Origin of the sequence: Jannaschia sp. S6380 (assembly GCF_023015695.1) — a bacterium.
In the GTDB taxonomy this organism is placed as follows: domain Bacteria; phylum Pseudomonadota; class Alphaproteobacteria; order Rhodobacterales; family Rhodobacteraceae; genus Jannaschia.
Map to the genome: position 1 here is coordinate 585,084 of NZ_JALKAS010000001.1, position 18,725 is coordinate 603,808.

Annotated in this window: 16 protein-coding genes and 1 tRNA gene; 9 read left to right on the plus strand and 8 right to left on the minus strand. The window is 67.8% G+C overall.

The features are described from left to right. Window positions 1-31 precede the first annotated feature (31 nt). Window positions 32-445 carry a SufE family protein gene (locus tag MWU52_RS03040; RefSeq protein WP_246949301.1) on the plus strand — a complete coding sequence of 138 codons (414 nt, stop codon included), beginning with the start codon at window positions 32-34 and terminating at the stop codon, window positions 443-445. Between the two features lie 155 nt (window positions 446-600). Here MWU52_RS03040 and MWU52_RS03045 read toward each other — a convergent pair whose 3' ends face one another. Then, window positions 601-1,506, minus strand: coding sequence for a LysR family transcriptional regulator (locus MWU52_RS03045; protein WP_246949304.1), 906 nt, complete (start codon window positions 1,504-1,506; stop codon window positions 601-603). 128 nt (window positions 1,507-1,634) lie between these two features. Here MWU52_RS03045 and MWU52_RS03050 point away from each other — a divergent pair, with 128 nt between their 5' ends. Beyond that, entirely contained in the window at window positions 1,635-5,036 is a 3,402-nt protein-coding gene (locus MWU52_RS03050; protein WP_246949307.1) for an indolepyruvate ferredoxin oxidoreductase family protein, read from the plus strand. A gap of 57 nt (window positions 5,037-5,093) precedes the next feature. Here MWU52_RS03050 and MWU52_RS03055 read toward each other — a convergent pair whose 3' ends face one another. Then, window positions 5,094-5,306, minus strand: coding sequence for a sulfurtransferase TusA family protein (locus tag MWU52_RS03055; protein WP_246949309.1), 213 nt, complete (start codon window positions 5,304-5,306; stop codon window positions 5,094-5,096). A gap of 59 nt (window positions 5,307-5,365) precedes the next feature. On the opposite strand from MWU52_RS03055, the gene MWU52_RS03060 reads away from it, so the two are divergent. Together MWU52_RS03060 and MWU52_RS03065 are read left to right on the plus strand one after the other, a co-directional pair. Then, window positions 5,366-6,592 (plus strand): hypothetical protein, encoded by a 1,227-nt coding sequence (locus MWU52_RS03060; RefSeq protein ID WP_246949312.1) that lies wholly within the window; start codon window positions 5,366-5,368, stop codon window positions 6,590-6,592. Next, entirely contained in the window at window positions 6,589-7,953 is a 1,365-nt protein-coding gene (locus tag MWU52_RS03065) for a cytochrome P450 (protein WP_246949314.1), read from the plus strand. The genes MWU52_RS03060 and MWU52_RS03065 overlap by 4 nt, the downstream gene beginning before the upstream one ends. Here the strand turns inward: MWU52_RS03065 and gpt are convergent. From gpt to fabI, 4 genes are read right to left on the minus strand one after another with little or no spacing between them, the layout of a single operon-like run. Further along, window positions 7,935-8,438 (minus strand): xanthine phosphoribosyltransferase, encoded by a 504-nt coding sequence (gene gpt / locus MWU52_RS03070; RefSeq protein ID WP_246949315.1) that lies wholly within the window; start codon window positions 8,436-8,438, stop codon window positions 7,935-7,937. The two genes, MWU52_RS03065 and gpt, sit on opposite strands and share 19 nt — an antisense overlap. A gap of 11 nt (window positions 8,439-8,449) precedes the next feature. Next, window positions 8,450-9,046 carry a LysE family transporter gene (locus MWU52_RS03075; protein ID WP_246949317.1) on the minus strand — a complete coding sequence of 199 codons (597 nt, stop codon included), beginning with the start codon at window positions 9,044-9,046 and terminating at the stop codon, window positions 8,450-8,452. Window positions 9,047-9,054: 8 nt separating this feature from the next. Next, window positions 9,055-9,663, minus strand: a complete 609-nt coding sequence (locus MWU52_RS03080; protein WP_246949319.1) for a LysE family translocator — start codon at window positions 9,661-9,663, stop codon at window positions 9,055-9,057. Window positions 9,664-9,666: 3 nt separating this feature from the next. Beyond that, window positions 9,667-10,485: an enoyl-ACP reductase FabI gene (gene fabI / locus MWU52_RS03085; protein ID WP_348645515.1), complete on the minus strand. Its 819-nt coding sequence runs from the start codon at window positions 10,483-10,485 to the stop codon at window positions 9,667-9,669. A gap of 75 nt (window positions 10,486-10,560) precedes the next feature. On the opposite strand from fabI, the gene pdxH reads away from it, so the two are divergent. The 5 genes from pdxH to MWU52_RS03110 all read left to right on the plus strand — a co-directional run bounded on the left by pdxH (window position 10,561) and on the right by MWU52_RS03110 (window position 16,610). Beyond that, complete coding sequence (gene pdxH / locus MWU52_RS03090; RefSeq protein WP_246949322.1) at window positions 10,561-11,178, plus strand: pyridoxamine 5'-phosphate oxidase; 618 nt, start codon at window positions 10,561-10,563, stop codon at window positions 11,176-11,178. Window positions 11,179-11,357: 179 nt separating this feature from the next. Beyond that, a complete protein-coding gene (locus MWU52_RS03095; protein WP_246949324.1) occupies window positions 11,358-11,870 on the plus strand; it encodes a cold shock domain-containing protein in 513 nt (170 codons plus the stop codon). Then, window positions 11,849-12,337: a DUF192 domain-containing protein gene (locus MWU52_RS03100; protein ID WP_246949325.1), complete on the plus strand. Its 489-nt coding sequence runs from the start codon at window positions 11,849-11,851 to the stop codon at window positions 12,335-12,337. Before MWU52_RS03095 ends, MWU52_RS03100 begins: the two co-directional genes overlap by 22 nt. A 40-nt stretch (window positions 12,338-12,377) precedes the next feature. Continuing rightward, window positions 12,378-12,454 (plus strand) — tRNA-Pro (locus MWU52_RS03105). A 478-nt stretch (window positions 12,455-12,932) separates the two neighbouring features. Beyond that, complete coding sequence (locus tag MWU52_RS03110; protein ID WP_246949326.1) at window positions 12,933-16,610, plus strand: vitamin B12-dependent ribonucleotide reductase; 3,678 nt, start codon at window positions 12,933-12,935, stop codon at window positions 16,608-16,610. A gap of 286 nt (window positions 16,611-16,896) precedes the next feature. On the opposite strand, the gene MWU52_RS03115 is transcribed toward MWU52_RS03110, so the two are convergent. Further along, window positions 16,897-17,733 (minus strand): DUF1206 domain-containing protein, encoded by an 837-nt coding sequence (locus MWU52_RS03115; RefSeq protein WP_246949328.1) that lies wholly within the window; start codon window positions 17,731-17,733, stop codon window positions 16,897-16,899. A gap of 85 nt (window positions 17,734-17,818) precedes the next feature. Beyond that, window positions 17,819-18,700 carry a tRNA (adenosine(37)-N6)-dimethylallyltransferase MiaA gene (gene miaA / locus MWU52_RS03120; RefSeq protein ID WP_246949330.1) on the minus strand — a complete coding sequence of 294 codons (882 nt, stop codon included), beginning with the start codon at window positions 18,698-18,700 and terminating at the stop codon, window positions 17,819-17,821. Window positions 18,701-18,725 lie beyond the last annotated feature (25 nt).

Consider the following 18,725-nt stretch of genomic DNA (forward strand, 5'->3'; position numbering starts at 1 on the left):
CCTCCGTCCTCGGACTGTCAGGGGTTGGGACATGGCGCAGGAACGGTTCGAGGAACTGGTCGAGACCTTCGAGTTCCTTGACGACTGGGAAGACCGCTATCGCCACGTGATCGAGATGGGCAAGGCGTTCCCGGCACTCGACGAGGCGCTGAAGGTGCCCGCGACCAAGGTCGACGGCTGTGCCAGCCAGGTCTGGCTGCATCCTCGGATCGAGGGCGGCCTTTTCGACTTCGCCGGGGAAAGCGACGCGATGATCGTGCGCGGCCTGATCGCCGTCCTGCACGACCTCTATGCCGGCTTGCCCGTGGCCGAGGTGCCGCGTGTCGACGCCGGCGCAGAGCTGGGCCGGCTGGGCCTCGACGAACATCTGTCGTCGCAGCGGTCCAACGGCCTGCGCGCGATGGTGAAGCGCATCCAGCAGGTCGCCGCCCGCGCGGCCGCATAAAAAAAGGCCGAGCATCAAGCTCGGCCATAGTCCAACAGGGAGGTGAGGGCGCACCTGGGCGCGTCCCTCATCTGCCTAGATATTGCGCGATCTGCATTCCGGCAAGGCAACGACTGAACCGTTCGGTGCAAAGCCGGATTGCGCCCACTGCATGGCTAACGCGCGGCGAGACCCTGCTTGGCCTTGCGATAGGCCACCACCTCGTCGACCACGAAGTCACGGAACGCCTCCACCCGCTTGGAGCCGCGCAGCTCTTCGGGGAAGGCGAGGAACACCGGCACCTCGTTCGACTCGACATTGGGCAACACGCGGACGAGCTGCGGGAAATCCTGGATCAGATAGTCGGGCAGGACTCCGATCCCGAGGTCGCTCAGCACCCCCTGCAGGACACCAAAATAGTTGTTTACCGTCAGCGTCCGGCCGATCTCGTAGGACATCAGCTCGCGCACCAGGGTTGCCCCCGCGCTGACTTGCGTGGCGCCCAGGGCCTGGCACAGCAGGCGGTGGCCCGCCAGGTCGTGCATCGACGACGGCGTGCCGTTCTGCGCCAGGTAGGCCGGCGTCGCGAACAGCTGCATGCGTATTTCCATCAGGCGCTTGCGCACCAGGTCGGCCTGGCTCGGCTCCTTCATGCGGATGGCGACGTCGGCTTCGCGCATGGGCAGGTCGAGGACCCGCTCCTCCAGCATCAGATCCAGGTTCAGATCGGGGAACCGGGCATAGAATTTGGGAAGCCGCGGGGCCAGCCAGATGGAACCGAATCCGATCGTGGTGGTGACGCGCAGGTTGCCGAACACCTCCTCCTCGGTGTCGCGGATGCGCGCGGCGGCGGCGTCGAGGCGCTTGGTCATGTGCTGCGTCGCGTCGAAAAGCAGCTCGCCCTGTTCCGTCAGGATCAGCCCCCGCGCATGGCGGTGGAACAGCGTCGTCTCCAGCGATTCCTCCAGCGCGCGGATCTGGCGGCTGACCGCCGACTGGGACAGGTGCAGCACGTCGCCGGCGTGGGTCAGCGATCCCGCATCCGCGACGGCGTGAAATATTCTTAGCTTGTCCCAGTCCATGTGTTCACTTTCGGCCAAAAGGGCCTCCCCGCGCGCTATATAGGGGATCGAGGTGGAAATGTCCGGTGAAGATTTCCCCTTTATGGGTCAGCCTTTTTGACCTATATTCGCGACAGGAGGAGAGTTTCATGCGCCACGATGTTTCGCTGTCCGATCGCTATGACCTGCAGAAGAAGGACGTCCTGCTGAACGGCACCCAGGCGCTGGTCCGGCTGATGCTGATGCAGAAGGAGCGGGACCGGCGTGCGGGTCTAAACACGGCAGGTTACTGCACCGGGTATCGCGGCTCGCCCCTAGGGGGCGTCGACCTGAACATGGCGAAGTCCCGCAAGGTGCTGGAGGCCAACGACATCACCTTCCGGCCCGGCCAGAACGAGGATCTGGCCGCCACCGCCCTCTGGGGCAGCCAGCAGGCCGAACTGCGGGGCGAGGGCAAATATGACGGCGTGTTCGGTCTCTGGTACGGCAAGGGCCCTGGCGTGGACCGGTCGGGCGACGTGATGCGGCACGCGAACATGGCGGGCACGTCGCGCCATGGTGGCGTGCTGATGGCGATGGGCGACGACCATACCGGCGAATCCTCCACCACCTGCCACCAGTCGGACTGGGCGCTGGTCGACGTGCACATGCCCGTACTGTCGCCCGCCGGCGTGCAGGAGATCCTGGATTTCGGCGTCTATGGCTGGGCGCTGTCGCGTTATGCCGGCGTGTGGGTCGGGTTGAAGACGATGAAGGACACCGTCGAGGTGACGTCCGTCGTGGACGGCCGCCCCGACCGGCAATCCTTCGTGACCCCCGATTTCGAGTTGCCGCCCGACGGGCTGAACATCCGCCTCAACGACCATTGGATTCCGCAGGAGGAGCGGCTTCTGGGCTACAAGCGTTGGGCGGCCGAGGCGTTCAGCCACGCCAACCGGATGGACAGGCGGATGCACGGCAAGGCGGGCGCCAAGATCGGGTTCGTCGCGGCGGGCAAGAACTGGCTCGACCTCGTGCATGCGATGAACCTGCTGGGTCTCGACGACGCCGAATGCCAGCGGCTCGGCCTCACCACCTACAAGGTCGGTCAGACCTGGCCCATGGACATGAAGGGCCTGCACGACTGGGCCGAAGGCCTCGATCTGATCGTCTGCGTCGAGGAGAAGCGCAAGCTGATCGAGGTGCAGGTGAAGGAGGCGATCTTCGACGACCGCCGCGGCCGCCGCGTCTATGGCTACAAGGACGGCAAGGGCAACCGGCTGTTCCCCCAGGCCTACGCGCTGGACCCGACCGACATCGCCGAGAAGCTGGGCCGCGTCCTGAAGGAGGAGGGGCGCGGCACCGACCGGATGGAAGCCGGCCTTGCCCGCATCACCGAAGCGAAACGCGCCGACAACGCCCCCGACATCGCCAAGCGCACGCCGTGGTACTGCTCGGGCTGTCCGCACAACACCTCGACCAAGGTGCCCGAAGGGTCACGCGCGGGGGCCGGCATCGGCTGTCACGTCATGGCCCTCTGGATGGACCGGAACACCGAAGGCTACACCCATATGGGCGCCGAAGGGGTCAACTGGGTGGGCGAGTCGCTGTTCTCGACCCGCAAGCATGTGTTCCAGAACCTGGGCGAGGGCACGTACAACCATTCCGGCATTCTTGCGATCCGGGCCGCACTCGCCGCCGGGACGACGATCACCTACAAGATCCTCTACAACGATGCGGTCGCGATGACGGGCGGTCAGCACAACGAGGGCGACCTGCAGCCCGAACAGATCGCGCGCGAGTTGGTCGCCATGGGCGTCAGGACGATCGCCGTCGTCTATGACGAGAAGGAGGGCGTCGATCGTGCCAAGTTTCCCCAGGGCCTCGACTGGTACGAGCGCGAGGAGATGGAGGCCGTCCAGAAGCGGATGACCGAGGTCGAGGGCGTCAGCGCCATCCTCTACATCCAGACCTGCGCCGCCGAGAAGCGCCGGCGCCGCAAGCGCGGCCTCTTCCCCGACCCGGACCGCCGCATCTTCATCAACACCGATGTCTGCGAAGGCTGCGGCGATTGCGGGGTGCAGTCGAACTGCGTCAGCCTCGTCCCGGTTGAGACGGCGTTCGGCACCAAGCGCGCCGTCGACCAGTCGTCCTGCAACAAGGATTATTCCTGCGTGAAGGGGTTCTGCCCCAGCTTCGTGTCCGTCGAGGGCGCGCAGCTCAAGAAGAAGGCCACCGCCGACGTGGACATCGGCGATCTGCCCGACATCCGGCCGCCCGCGATCGACGGCACCTGGAACACGGTCATCACCGGGGTCGGCGGCACCGGGGTCGTCACCATCGGCGCGGTCATGGCAATGGCGGCCCATCTCGACGGCAAGGGCGCCGGCCTGATGGAAATGGCGGGCCTGGCGCAAAAGGGCGGCGCCGTCGCGCTGCATTGCCGGCTGGCCAACGCGCCCGCCGACATCAGCGCGATCCGCGTGGCCCTGGGCGAGGCGGACGCCCTGATCGGCGGCGACCTTGTCGTCAGCGCCGACAACAAGACGCTGGCGCTGACGTCCACGGGACGCACCGGTGCCGTCGTCAACAGCCACGAGATCGTCACCGGCGATTTCACCGGCAACGCCGATTTCAAGCTGCCCGCCGACCGGCTGGGCCTTTCGCTTCAGGCGCGGCTGCGCGACCGGCTGACCATGTTCGACGCGAGCGCCCTGGCCGAGCGGTTGCTGGGTGACACGATCTTCTCCAACATGATGATCCTGGGCGCGGCCTGGCAGAAGGGCCTCATCCCCCTCTGCCGCGATGCGATCCACGAGGCGGTGCGCCTGAACGGTGCCGCGGTCGAGAAGAACCAACGCGCGTTCGAGCTCGGCCGCTGGGCCATCGTCTACCCGGGCGAGGCCGAGGCGATGCTGGCCGACAATGTCGTCCCGCTGCCCCAGACGCCGGACCAGAAGATCGCGACGCGGGTCGACCATCTGAAGGCGTATCAATCCGCGCGACTGGCCACGCGCTACACCCGCAGGCTCGACGGGATCGACGATCCGAAGCTGCGCGAAGCGGTTGCCAAGGGCTATCACAAGCTGCTGTCCTACAAGGACGAATACGAGGTCGCGCGCCTGCTGAAGGACACCCGTGCCAAGGTCCGCGACGCCTTCGATGGCGACTTGAAGCTGACCTATCATCTGGCCCCGCCCGTGATCTCCTCCGAAGGGTCCGACGGCCGCCCGAAGAAGCGCGCCTTCGGCCAGTGGATCGAGCGGTTCTATCCGCTGCTCGCCCGCGGCAAGGTCCTGCGCGGCACCCCGTTCGACCCGTTCGGACGCACCCCCGAGCGCCGGATGGAGCGCGCCCTGATCGCGCAGTACGAGGCCGACATGGACGAGGTGCTGCCCAAGCTGTCGGACGGGACGCGCGACGCTATTGTGGCCCTGGCCGAATTGCCCCTGACCATCCGCGGCTTCGGCCCGGTGAAGGAGGCGAACGAGCGGCGCGCGGCCAAACGGCGGGAGGAACTGCTGGCGGTCATCCGCGCGGGCGGCCCCGATCACCGACAGGCGGCCGAATGACCGGTCGGGCCAGCGCGCCGCGTCCGCCCGGCCCGCCCGCGCCGCCGCCCCGCGCGTCTAGCCCTTCCGGATCCTGAAGGCATGCCCCTCGACCCCGAGGAACTCGTGCCCGGCCTCGGCGCAGAAATGCGGAACGTCCACATGGGCGGCCGGATCGTCCGCCAAGAGCGTCGCGGTCGCGCCCCGGGGCAGATCGCGGATCCGCTTCTTCAGCCGCAGCACGGGCAGGGGGCACAGAAGTCCGAGGGCGTCCACTTCGAGATCGGTCATCCCGCACTCCATAATTTCGCCCGACGTGTCTGGCACCCTGCCGCGTCGGGAGGCAAGCCATGACCCGCGTGAAGCGCCGCCGCGTTCTCTATATTCCGGGATACGACCCGTTCCACCCGCGCCGCTACCGCGAGCTCTATCGCCGCGAGGGGGCGGAACAGGCGCGGCTCTCGGGCTACGCCTTGAAGCAGGCGCGCGGCGACGGCCCGTATTCCTGGGACGTCCACGCGCAGATCGACGGCTGCGCGGTCGACACGCGGATCGAGGTGCTGGTCTGGTCGGACATCGTCTCGGCCAGCATGTCGGCCTCGATCCCCGCGACCTATTGGCAGATGCTGCGGACGGCCTGGATCTACATCTCGTCCGGCGCTCTCTTCCGGTTGATGCGGCTGCGAAAGGGACCCGTCATCGCGGCGCTCTATCCCATCGTCTTCCTGATCGCCCAATTGCTGCTGGCCATCGTCGCCGGCTGGTCCGTCGCGTCGCTGGGCCGTGCGGCGTTCGATCTGCTGTCGTTCGGGCAGGGGGCGGCCGACCCGGTGTCCTGGGGGCTGGGCCTGGTGTCCGGCTGGGCACTTCTGCGCTGGTTCCGGGCGCAGGACAACAAGGTCTTCGCCCACTACCTGATGCATGACTACGCCTTCTCCGCCCGATGGCGCGGGGCCTACCCGGATGCGCTGGAAACCCGGATGCGGGCCTTCGCCGATACCGTGGCCGAGGCGATCCGGTCCGACGCCGACGAGGTTCTGGTGATTGGCCATTCCTCGGGCGCGCATATCGCGATCTCGGTCCTGGCGGACATGCTGCGCGCGGGCCGGGTGCCGCCGGGGCGGTGTTCGTTGCTGACGCTGGGCCATGTCGTTCCCATGGTCAGCTTCCTGAGCGATGCCGGACGGTTACGCGGTGATCTTCACCTTATGGGCGGGCAGGAGTCTGTGCCTTGGGTCGACGTGTCCGCCCCGGGCGACGGCTGCGCCTTCGCGCTTTGCGATCCGGTGGCCGTCTCGGGTGTCGCACCGGCGGAACGGCGCGGTCCGCTGATCCTGTCGGCGGCCTTCACCCGAACCCTGTCGCCCGAACGCCGGGCCGCGTTGCGACGGCGTTACTTCCGGCTGCATTTCCAGTATCTCTGCGCCTTCGACGCCCTGCCGGGGCGGGTCGACGACTACGACTATTTCCGCATCACCGCCGGCCCGATGACGCTGGCCGATCGTTTCGCAACCCGGGGCGACAGCCCGTCGACCCTGCGCGATCCGGTCAACCGCTTCACCGGAATGGCCGCGTGATCCCGCCCAAGCCCGCGTCGCGCGAGGAACGGGTGGGATTGCTGGGCTATGCCCGTCGGTTCCGGGCGGACATCCTGTCGGCGCAGCCCGCACGCCTCTACCGCGCGTGGATGGCCGATTTCCGGACGCCCTTCTTCCGCAGCTTCATGATGAACGACCCCGACCTGGTCGACCTCGTCCTGCGCCGCCGCCCGGCCGACTTTCCGAAGTCCGACCGCATCCGCGAGGGTCTGGCCCCGCTGTTGGGCCGTTCGGTCTTCGTCACCAATGGCGCCGAGTGGGAGCGGCAGCGCCGCATCATCGACCCGGCGTTCGGGCGCGGACGGCTGCGCGACGCATTCCCCGGCATGCTGGACGCCGCCGCCGCGTCGGTCGCGCGCCTGGATGACGGCACGCACGAAATGGAAGAGGTCGCGAGCTTCGCCGCCGCCGACGTGATCTTCCGCACCCTCTTCTCGGTCCCGATCGAGGATCGGCTGGCCGCCCGGGTCTTTCGCGCCTTCCGCGACTATCAGCGTACCCAGCCGCTCCTGAATGTCGCGGCGCTGGTGCCGTTGCCGCGCTGGGTTCCGCGCCTTCATCGTCCGCGCACGCTGGCCGCCGCGCGCGCCATCCGCGCGGCCATCGCGGCCCTCGTCGCCCGACGCGCCGAGGAGATCGCGCAGGGCACGGCGCCCGACGACCTTGCGACGAAGATCATGACCTATCCCGATCCGGAAACGGGCCACCTGTTCACCCCCGAGGAAATGGTCGACCAGGTCGCCATCTTCTTCCTCGCCGGGCACGAGACTTCCGCCTCGGCGCTTGCCTGGGCGCTCTATCTTCTGGCCACGCATCCCAAAGTGCAGGACCGCGTCGCCGCCGAGGCCCGGCGCGATTGGCAAGCGTTCACCTTCGCGGACCTGTCGACGCTCCCCTTCACCCGCGATGTCTTTCGCGAGACGCTGCGCCTCTATCCGCCCGTGCCGATGATGGTGCGCGAGACGACGCGCCCCGAGACGTTCCGCGGTCGCGCCGCGCGGGCCGGGGCGCAATGCGTGCTGTCGCCCTGGCATCTGCACCGGCACGAACGGCTGTGGCAGGACCCCGACGGCTTCGACCCCGATCGCTGGTCGCGGGCGGAGACGCAGGACAGCATGCGCCGGGCCTATATCCCGTTCAGTGCCGGGCCGCGCGTCTGCACGGGCGCCGGCTTCGCCATGGCCGAAGGTGTCCTGCTGCTGGCGCGGCTGATCGACGCGTTCGCGTTCCGGCCCGTCGGTCCGCCGCCCGTTCCCGTCGCCCATCTGACGGTGCGCGCCCGCGACGGCATCGCCCTGCAGGCAAGGCGGCGTCCGCGCGGTCAGTCGGTGCCGCGATAGGGCTGCACGTATTGCAGCGCCATGTCCCAGGGAAAGAAGATCCAGGTGTCCTGGCTGACGCCGGTGATGAAGGTGTCGACCATCGGCTCGCCCTTGGGCTTGGCATAGACGGTGGCGAAATGCGCCCTGGGATAAAGGCCGCGCACGACCTCCAGCGTCTTGCCGCTGTCGACCAGGTCGTCGATCACCAGCACGCCTTCGCCGTCGCCGACCATCGCGTCGTCGGGCTTGGAGAGGACCTGCGCCTCGCCCTGGGTCTGGTGGTCGTAGGACTTGACCCCGATCGTGTCGACCAGCCGGATGTCCAGTTCGCGCGCGACGATCATCGCGGGCGCCATGCCGCCGCGGGTGATGGCCACGATGGCGCGCCAGCCACCGTCGTCGGGCCCGCGCCCGTCCAGCCGCCATGCCAGCGCACGGCTGTCGCGGTGGATCTGATCCCAGCTGATGTGAAAGCCTTTTTCGTGGGGCAGGGGGTCGGACATTGGGGGGCTCCTCAGGGAATGGCGATGCGGATGCCGAGTGCGGCGACGACGGCGCCGAAGGCCCGGTCGAGCCACGCCTTGGCGCGGCCATAGGCGGCCCGCGGCACCGGACGGGAGAAGACGAGCGCCAGCGTCGCGTACCAGCCGAACTCGATCACGAAGATCAGCGCCAGGATCAGGGCGCCGTCGGCCAGCGTCGGGTCGCCGGGCAGGAGGCCGGTGAAGACGGCGGCGAAATAGGCGAGCGCCTTGGGATTGGCGAGGTTGGTCCAGATGCCCAGCCGAACGGTGCGCGCAAGACCCGCCCGGACGGCACGGGCGGCGGGCATCGGCGCGTCGGCCCCGCGCCAGAGCGACAGGCCGATCCAGACCAGGAAGACCGCCCCGACCAGCCGCAGCGCGGTCTGCAGGTAGGGCGCAACCTCGAACAGCAGGCTGAGGCCGGTCAGCGCCGCCAGGGCCCAGACGAGAATCCCCAGCGCCAGCCCCGCGGCCAGCGCCACGCCGTTGCGAATGCCCGAGGCGGCGGCGGTCTTGATGCACAGCACGCCCGCGGGGCCGGGGCTCATGGCGATCAGCGCCTGAAGGCCCGCGAGGGTGAGCAGCATGCCCAGCGTCACGACGTCACCAGAAGGCGCAGGCCGAGGCCGCCCAGGACGACCCCCATCACCCGCATCAGCACCGGTTTGAACGCCAGGTAGCGGGTCCGCACCGCGTCACGCGACATCAGGATCGCCAGCCCGGCATAGACCACCGTCTCCAGCAGGATGTGGTTCACCGTGATCAGCGCCATCGCGCCCGCCGACAGGCCGGGCGGGAAGATCACCAGCAGGACGCCGGCCGAGAACAGGATCGATTTCGGATTGCCGAGGTTCAGCGCGAACCCCCGCAGGAAGGCCCGCCGCCGCGACACCGGCGGCGCGGCCTCGATCGGGGTGCGCGCGCCGCGCCAAGTCTGCACCGCGAAGAACAGCACGACCAGCGCGCCCACGATCTTGAGCGCGGTGTAGGCCAGCGGAAAATACGCGAACAGCGCGTCAAGCCCCAATAGCGCGGCCAGCGTCCAGAGCCCTGCCATCACCGCGAGGCCCAGCCCCGTCAGCATGCCCTCGCGCCGACCGCCGCGCAGGCTAGCTTGCATGCACAGCAGGAATGCCGGACCGGGCGCGGCGACGGCGACGAACAGCGCGGCGTTGAACGCCAGCAGATGCCCGCCCGTCAGCACGCGTCAGTGGTCCTTCTTGTCGAGCGTCATATCAGGGGCGTCGACGTTCTTCATGCCGACCACGTGGTAGCCCGCGTCGACATGGTGGATCGTGCCGGTCACCGCCGAGGACAGGTCCGACAGAAGATACATGGCGGAGCGTCCCACCTCCTCCTGCGTGACCGTGCGGCGGAGGGGGGAGTTGTATTCGTTCCATTTCAGGATGTAGCGGAAATCGCCGATCCCACTGGCGGCAAGGGTCTTGATCGTCCCCGCGCTGATCGCGTTGACGCGGATGCCGTCGCGGCCCAGATCCTCGGCCAGGTACTGCACCGAACATTCCAGCGCGGCCTTCGCCAGGCCCATGACATTGTAATGCGGCATGACCTTCTCGGCCCCGTAATAGGACAGCGTGAGCGCCGAGCCGCCGTTCTTCATCATCTTCTCGGCGCGCTGCATCACGGCGGTGAAGGAATAGACCGAGATGTTCATCGTCATCAGGAAGTTGTCCAGCGACGTGTCGAGATAGCGGCCACGAAGCTCGCTCTTGTCCGAGAAGCCGATGGCGTGGACGATGAAGTCCAGGTTGTCCCAGATCTCGCCCAGCGCGCCGAACATCGCGTCGATCGAGGCGCCGTCGCCCACGTCGCAGGGCAGCACGATGTCGCTGCCGACCTGCGCGGCCAGCGGGGCCACGCGCTTCTTCAGCGCCTCGCCCTGATAGCTGAACGCCAGTTCCGCCCCCTGTTCGGCGCAGGCCTTCGCGATGCCCCAGGCAATCGACTTGTCATTCGCGAGCCCCATGATGAGCCCACGCTTGCCTGCCATGATCCCCGCCATGATCCCCTCCGACTTGTCTTGGTCCCGGCAATAGGCGAAAGGCGATAAGGCGGCAAGGTTCACGGGCGCGGGGGCGGCATGACGGCGGAACGGGACGGGATCTTCGCGGGCGACGACCCGGTCGCCATCGCCGCGCGCTGGCTGTCGGAGGCCGAGGCAAGCGAGCCGAACGACCCGAACGCCATCGCGCTGGCCACGGTCGACGCGGATGGCCTGCCCGACGTCCGCATGGTCCTTCTGAAGGAGATCGAGGTCGCCCGGGGCGCGTTCGTCTTCTACACCAATTTCGACAGCCGGAAGGGCCAGGAACTGGCCACCAATCCGCGCGCGGCCTTCGTGCTGCATTGGAAGTCGCTGCGCCGTCAGGTGCGGGTGCGCGGCCCGGTGGAGCGGGTCGAGGACGCGCAGGCCGATGCCTACTACCGTTCCCGCTCGTTGCAGTCGCGGCTGGGGGCTTGGGCGTCGGAACAGTCGCGACCGCTGGCGAGCCGCGCCGCGCTGATGGCGAAGGTCGCGAAGGTCACCGCGACGAAGGGCCCCGATCCAGCCCGGCCGACGTTCTGGGGCGGCTTCCGTATCCGGCCGGTCGAGATCGAGCTCTGGGCGGATGGCGCGTTTCGCCTGCACGACCGATTCCGCTTCACCCGCACGGCCCCCGGTCAAGCGGAATGGGACGTCGCGCGCCTCAACCCCTGAGTCCGCGCGTCTCGGATCGGCCGGGTCCCGCCCTTGACGCGAGGGCATTGTGGCGTCCCGCCCGGTGGCCGCTTTAGACGAGTTGTTCGTCGGTCCTGCATTGGGCAAGACTGCTTTTGCATTTTTCGGATAAGGGTCCTGGGCGCCGCCGCGGCGCCCCTCGGGGGAAGGGGTTCGGCTTGACGGAGACGACGGAGAACGGTCCGGTCGATGGCACGGTGAAGTGGTTCGACATGGCGCGAGGTTTCGGCTTCGTCGTGGCCGGCGGCGTGGAACGGGACGTCCTGCTGCATATCAACGTGCTGCGGAATTTCGGGCAGTCTTCGATCGCCGAACGCAGCCGCGTGCGCCTGACCTACCAATCCAGCGAGCGCGGCCTGCAGGCGACCGAGATCCTGTCGATCGAAGCCCCCGCCCCCGAGGCGCACCCGGCCATCCCGGAATACCTGCGCGAGGTGCCCGACGATCTGCCGTTCCTGCCCGCGCGGGTGAAGTGGTTCAACAAGGCCAAGGGGTTCGGCTTCGCCAACGCCTTCGGCGCCGGGGACGACATCTTCGTGCATGTGGAGGTGCTGCGCCGGTTCGGGCTTGCGGATCTCGCCCCCGGCGAGGCAATCTGCCTGCGCGCGGTGCAAGGGGACCGCGGACGGCTAGCGGTCGAGGTGCGCCGATGGGAATTCTGTTCCGATTGATCGGCCGCGTTCCGGCCGCCCTGGCCGGGGTGATGCTGTTCTGTGGCGCGGCCCTGGCGGATTGCGCGCCCGGCCTTGTCGACATACGCGGCGATTTCGGTACGGTCCGCTTTCGCGTGGAACTGGCCCGCACCCCCGAGGAACAGGCCCGGGGCCTGATGTTCCGCGAGGAGATGCCGCGCCTGTCGGGCATGCTGTTCGTCTACGACCGGCCGCGCGACGTGGCCTTCTGGATGCGCAACACGCTGATCCCGCTGGACATGATATTTCTCGATGCCGCCGGGCGCATCGCCCGAATCCACGAGAACGCCGTTCCGCTGGACGAGACGCCGATCCGCGCCGGCGCGCCGACGCTGGCCGTGCTGGAGATCAACGGCGGGATGGCCGCGACGCTGGGCCTCGATGCGGGCGACGAGTTGCGCAGCCCCGCCATGCCGCAGGACGCCGCCGCCTGGCCCTGCGACTGAGGCTTCCCCTCGGCGCGATCCCCTGCTAGGCCGCGCCCGTCGGGGCGTGGCGCAGTCTGGTAGCGCACCTGTTTTGGGTACAGGGGGTCGTGAGTTCGAATCTCGCCGCCCCGACCACGGCGCGGGATGGCGGGCCCCAAGGGCACGCGCCATCCCGACCCCCGACGGGGCCCCCGAACATCCTGTGGATCGGTCTGTATGAACCGGTGCGTTGCACGCGCGCCACGGTCGCGCGACCCGCCTGCGGGACGACAGATTCGGGGCCGAAACGCCTGCATCGCTTGGCCTGCCGACTGCCGCGGGGTCAGCGCGCCGCGGGGCGGAAAACCGTCAAGGAATTTCTTTCGTCCTTATCCCCGATATCCACATTGCCGACTCGGGAAATGTCCGCCAATTGTAGGAACGCGCAAGAGAGCCACCACATCTAGTGGCCCGGCGCGTTGGGAAGGGGCAGTTGCCTTGGGCTGACCGGAACGGACCGATCGGGTTCGATGTTCTGCCACCCGGGGCCAGGACGCCCGGATTACGGTGGCGGGAGGCGGTCGGTGCGGCCCCTTCCATGGCAATGCTATAGAGAAGTGGGGAACGGACAATCATGCGGCTTGAGCGTAGATTCACGGAGGCGGGGCAGGATGCCTACGCGGCACTGACCTTCACGACGACGACGTCCGAAATCCGCAATCCCGACGGGACGACGGTGTTCAAGCTGGACGCGGTCGAGGTGCCCGAGGGCTGGAGCCAGGTCGCCTCCGACGTGATCGCGCAGAAATACTTCCGCAAGGCCGGCGTGGCCGCCCGCCTCAAGCGCGTCCGCGAGAAGGACGTGCCCGAGTTCCTGTGGCGCTCCATTCCCGACGAGGCGGCACTCGCCGAGTTGCCCGAGGCCGAGCGGTTCGGCGGCGAGACCTCGTCCCGGCAGGTCTTCGACCGCCTGGCGGGCGCCTGGGCCTATTGGGGCTGGAAGGGCGGCTATTTCACGACCGAGGACGATGCGCGCACGTATTTCGACGAGATGCGCGTGATGCTGGCCCGCCAGATGGCCGCGCCGAATTCGCCGCAATGGTTCAACACCGGCCTGCACTGGGCCTACGGGATCGACGGTCCGGCGCAGGGGCACCACTACGTCGACCCCAAGACCGGCAAGCTGGTACGCTCCAAGTCCAGCTACGAGCATCCGCAGCCGCATGCCTGCTTCATCCAGTCCGTCGCCGACGACCTGGTGAACGATGGCGGCATCATGGATCTGTGGGTCCGCGAGGCACGGCTGTTCAAGTACGGTTCGGGCACGGGCACGAATTTCAGTCACCTGCGCGGCGCGGGCGAGGCGCTGTCGGGCGGAGGCAAGTCGTCGGGCCTGATGGGCTTCCTCAAGATCGGCGACCGCGCGGCGGGCGCGATCAAGTCGGGCGGCACGACGCGGCGGGCGGCCAAGATGGTCATCGTCGACATGGACCACCCCGATATCGAGGCCTTCATCGACTGGAAGGTCGTCGAAGAGCAGAAGGTCGCGGCCATCGTCGCGGGATCCAAGGCCACGCAGGGCAAGCTGAACGAGGTGATGGCCGCCGTGAAAGCATGGGACGGGTCGATGGAAGATGCCTGCGACCCGGCCAAGAACGAGACGCTCAAGGCCGCGATCCGCGCCGCCAAGAAGGCGATGGTGCCCGAGGCCTACGTGATGCGCGTGCTGCAATACGCAGCACAGGGTTACACCGAGGTCGATTTCCCGACCTATGACACCGATTGGGACAGCGAGGCCTACAACACCGTCGCGGGCCAGAACTCCAACAACTCGGTGCGGGTGACGAACGCCTTCCTCCACGCCGTCGAAAAGGACGCCGATTGGGAGCTGACGAACCGCACCAACGGCCGCGTCGCCAAGACGGTCAAGGCGCGTGACCTGTGGGAGAAGGTCGGCCATGCCGCCTGGGCCTGCGCCGATCCGGGGATCCAGTTCCACGACACGGTGAACGACTGGCATACCTGCCCCGAGGACGGGGCGATCCGCGGGTCGAACCCGTGTTCAGAATACATGTTCCTCGACGATACGGCCTGCAACCTCGCGTCGCTGAACCTGCTGAAGTTCATGACGGCCGATGGCGGCTTCGACCATGACGGCTATGTCCACGCCTGCCGGTTCTGGACCGTCACGCTGGAGATCAGCGTCGCGATGGCGCAGTTCCCGTCGAAGGAGATCGCACAGCGCAGCTACGACTTCCGCACGCTGGGGCTCGGCTATGCCAATATCGGCGGCCTGCTGATGAACATGGGGCTGGGCTACGACAGCCGCGAGGGCCGCGCGCTGTGTGGCGCGCTGACGGCGGTGATGACGGGCGCGTCCTATGCCACTTCGGCCGAGATGGCGGGCGAGCTGGGGCCGTTCCCGGGCTATGCCCGGAACGCCGATCACATGCAGCGCGTGATGCGCAACCACCGCAACGCGGCCAAGGGCGCGACTGAAGGCTACGAGACGTTGGCAGTGAAGCCCGTCGCGCTGGACATCGACGGCTGCCCCGACACCCGGCTGACCGAACTGGCGGCCGAGATCTGGGACGACGTGGTCGCGCGGGGGGGCCAACACGGGTTCCGCAACGCGCAGTCCACCGTGATCGCGCCGACCGGCACGATCGGTCTGGTGATGGATTGCGACACGACCGGGATCGAGCCGGACTTCGCGCTGGTGAAGTTCAAGAAGCTGGCCGGCGGCGGCTACTTCAAGATCATCAACCAATCGGTGCCCGCCGCCCTGCGCAAGCTGGGCTATGGCGAGGCGCAGATCGCCGAGATCATCGCCTATGCGGTGGGTCATGGCAGCCTGGGTCAGGCGCCGGGGATCAACCACACCTCGCTGATCGGGCACGGCTTCACCAAGACCGAGCTGGACAAGATCGAGGCGGCGCTGCCTTCGGCCTTCGACATCCGTTTCGTGTTCAACCAGTGGACCCTGGGCGAGGCGTTCTGCATGCAGACGCTGGGCATCCCGGCGGTTAAGCTGAACGATCCGACCTTCGACCTGCTGCGGCATCTTGGGTTCTCGAAGAGGGAGATCGAGGCGGCGAACGACCATGTCTGCGGGACCATGACGCTGGAGGGCGCGCCGGGTCTGCGCGATGAACATCTGAATGTGTTCGACTGCGCCAATCCCTGCGGCAAGAAGGGCAAGCGGTTCCTGTCGGTCGACAGCCACATCCACATGATGGCCGCGGCGCAGAGCTTCATCTCGGGCGCGATTTCCAAGACGATCAACATGCCGAACTCGGCCACGATCGAGGACTGCAAGGCCGCCTACGAACTGTCGTGGTCGCTGGGCGTCAAGGCCAACGCGCTGTACCGCGACGGATCGAAGCTGTCGCAGCCGCTGGCCGCCGCTTTGGTTGAGGATGACGACGAGGCCGCCGACGTGTTGGAGACCGGCACCCCGGCCGCCCGCGCGCAGGTCCTGGCCGAAAAGGTGATCGAGAAGGTCATCGTCAAGGAGCTGATCCGCAGCCACCGCGAGAAGATGCCCGAGCGGCGCAAGGGCTATACCCAGAAGGCGGTCGTCGGCGGGCACAAGGTCTATCTGCGCACCGGCGAATACAAGGACGGCAGTCTGGGCGAGATCTTCATCGACATGCACAAGGAAGGCGCCGGCTTCCGTGCGATGATGAACAACTTCGCCATCGCCGTCAGCGTCGGCCTGCAATACGGCGTGCCGCTGGAGGAGTTCGTGGACGCGTTCACCTTCACCAAGTTCGAGCCGGCGGGGATGGTGCAGGGCAACGACTCGATCAAGAACGCGACCAGCGTTCTGGACTACATCTTCCGCGAACTCGCCGTCAGCTACCTGGATCGCGAGGATCTGGCCCATGTGAAGCCGCAGGGCGAGACCTTCGACTCGATCGGCGAAAGCGAAGGCGAGGGTGGCGACGGGACTGCCGACGCCTCCGACCGCTCGGCCGCGTCCAAGTCGCTCGCGGTGATCAAGTCGGTCACGTCCTCGGGCTATCTGCGCAAGCGGCTGCCGCACGACCTGGTGGCGCTGCGCGGTGGTGTCGACCAGGTGGCCGCCGAGTTGGCCGCCCGCCCGACCGGGTTCTCGGACGGGGGCCAGATGGCCATCGCGCAGACCACGACCTCGACCACGGCCGTCGCCTCGATGACCGCGCGGACCAAGGCCAAGATGCAGGGATACGAGGGCGAGGCCTGCGGCGAGTGCGGCAACTACACGCTGGTCCGCAACGGGACCTGCATGAAGTGCAACACATGTGGCGGGACGTCGGGCTGTAGCTGACGTCGCGACCGGGCAGGCGAAAGGGAAGGGGGCCCACCGGTCCCCCTTCTTGCTGTCCGATCTCGGTCATCTGGCGGCGGATCATCTGTCCGCCAAGGTGGAAACCGACGTCGGCCCCGGGTGGGGCGGACGGGTCGTGGCGCGGGCGCTACCCCGCGATCCGTGCCGCGAGGGTGCCATGCCCCGCGGGTGGTGCCGGCGGGCCGGATTGGACCCGTCGTGTTCCGTTTGTCGACGGCCCCGGTTCTGAGACGGAGCGGTTAACGGATCGTTGACGCGGGGCCGGTCAGGCCGCCTTGGCCTTCATCTTGGCGGCCAGGGTCGTCAGGTCGTCGCCGGCGACCTTGGGGATCACGCGGTAGACCGCGTTCACGAAGCAGAAGAACGCGAAGCCCAGCAGGCCGAGGCACAGGACGATCACCAGGAAATTGCCGAAGGGTTGCGAGGCCAGCCAGTCGAAGGCCTTGCCCATCCCGCCCGCCTCCTGGCTGGAGCCGCGAAAGCCCGCCACGGTCAGAAAACCACCGATAACGACGATGATGACCCCTTGCGCCATTACGCCGAAGCGCAGCGCCCAGTCGTAGTTCGACGTGAAGTGATTGGCGCGCAGCTTCTCGCGATACTTCGCCTTCCACCCCTTGATCAGGTAATAGATGCCCGCCGCGATGGTGATCAGCCCGCCCACGGTCACGATGATCGCGCCGCCCGGCCAGTCCAGGACGTCACCCACCAGGTTCGAGACGCCCCCTTCGCCGCCGCTGCCGCCACCGCCGCCCAGTGCCAGCGAAATCGCGAGCGCGGCGATGGCGCCGTGAATGAGGCCGGTCACGATCATGCCGGCGCGCGAGATCATGCCCTTCGCATCGTCGCCATATTCCTCCAGGTCCTCGATTGCGTCGATACCGCGCCAGACGGCATAGGCGAAAAGGCCCAGGGCAATCAGCCACAGGACGGCGATGCCCCATCCGCTGTCAGATAGGGTTTCCAGCGCCGATCCGGTACCCTGCGCCTCGCCCCCGCGCCAAATGGCCCAGAGCGACAGGCCGGCGATCGACAGATAAGTCAGGCCGCGCCCGGCATAGCCGGCGCGCATGACGGGAATGGTCCAGCTGAGATCGGCCATGGTGTCCTCGGGTGCGGTTGGTGTCGCCTCCCAACGCGGAACGGGGCGTCGCGGGTTCCGTTCGTGGCCGCGCACCGTTCTTAGGTCAGAGGTTGGTCGCGTCGACCCGCTGCCAGGCCTTCATGCGGGCTTGGAACCAGGTGCGCTGACGCTTGGCGTAGCGCCGCGTGGCGATCACGGCCCGGTCGCGGGCGGCGGCCAGGTCGATCTCACCGCGCAGATGGGCGACCAGTTCGGCCGCGCCGATCGCCTGCGCCGCGTTGGCGGCGGGGTCCCATTTGGGCAGCACGGCGCGGACCTCGTCCAGCGCGCCCTGTGCGATCATCGCGTCGAAGCGTCGCTCCAGCCGGGGTGTCAGCCAGTCGCGCGGTGCGTCCAGGACCAGCGTGGTGGCCTTCGCCGGGTCGAGCAGGGGCGAGGGCGTGTCCGCCTGCCAGTCGCGGATCGACCGGCCCGTGGCGCGGGCCACCTCCCACGCGCGCAGGACGCGCATCGGGTTCGCCAAGTCGATATCGGTGCGCACGTCCTCCGACAAGTCCCGGCCCATCGCGTCGAGTCCCACCCTTTCCAGCCGCGCGGCGGCGGCGGTGCGGATCTCGGGCGGGATCGGGGGGATGTCGGCCAACCCTTCGGTCAGCGCGCGGAAGTAGAGACCCGTGCCACCGACGATGATCGGGCGGAGGCCCTGCAGAAAGGGCGCGATCTGGCGCAACCAGTCGCCGGTCGTGTACCGCTCCGACCAGCCGACATGGCCGTAGAGGGCATGCGGCGCGGCCGACTCCTCCTCGGGCGAAGGGCGTGCGGTCAGGATACGCCAGTCGGCGAAAACCTGCAGCGCGTCGGCGTTGACGATGCGCCCCCCCTTGGCGCGCGCGATGGCGAGGGCGAGCGAGGACTTGCCCGATGCCGTCGGCCCGGCGATCAGGATCGGACGTTCCCGATCTATCTTTCCGATCAATTCCAGCATGATGCGGCGCGTTCTTCATGTGACG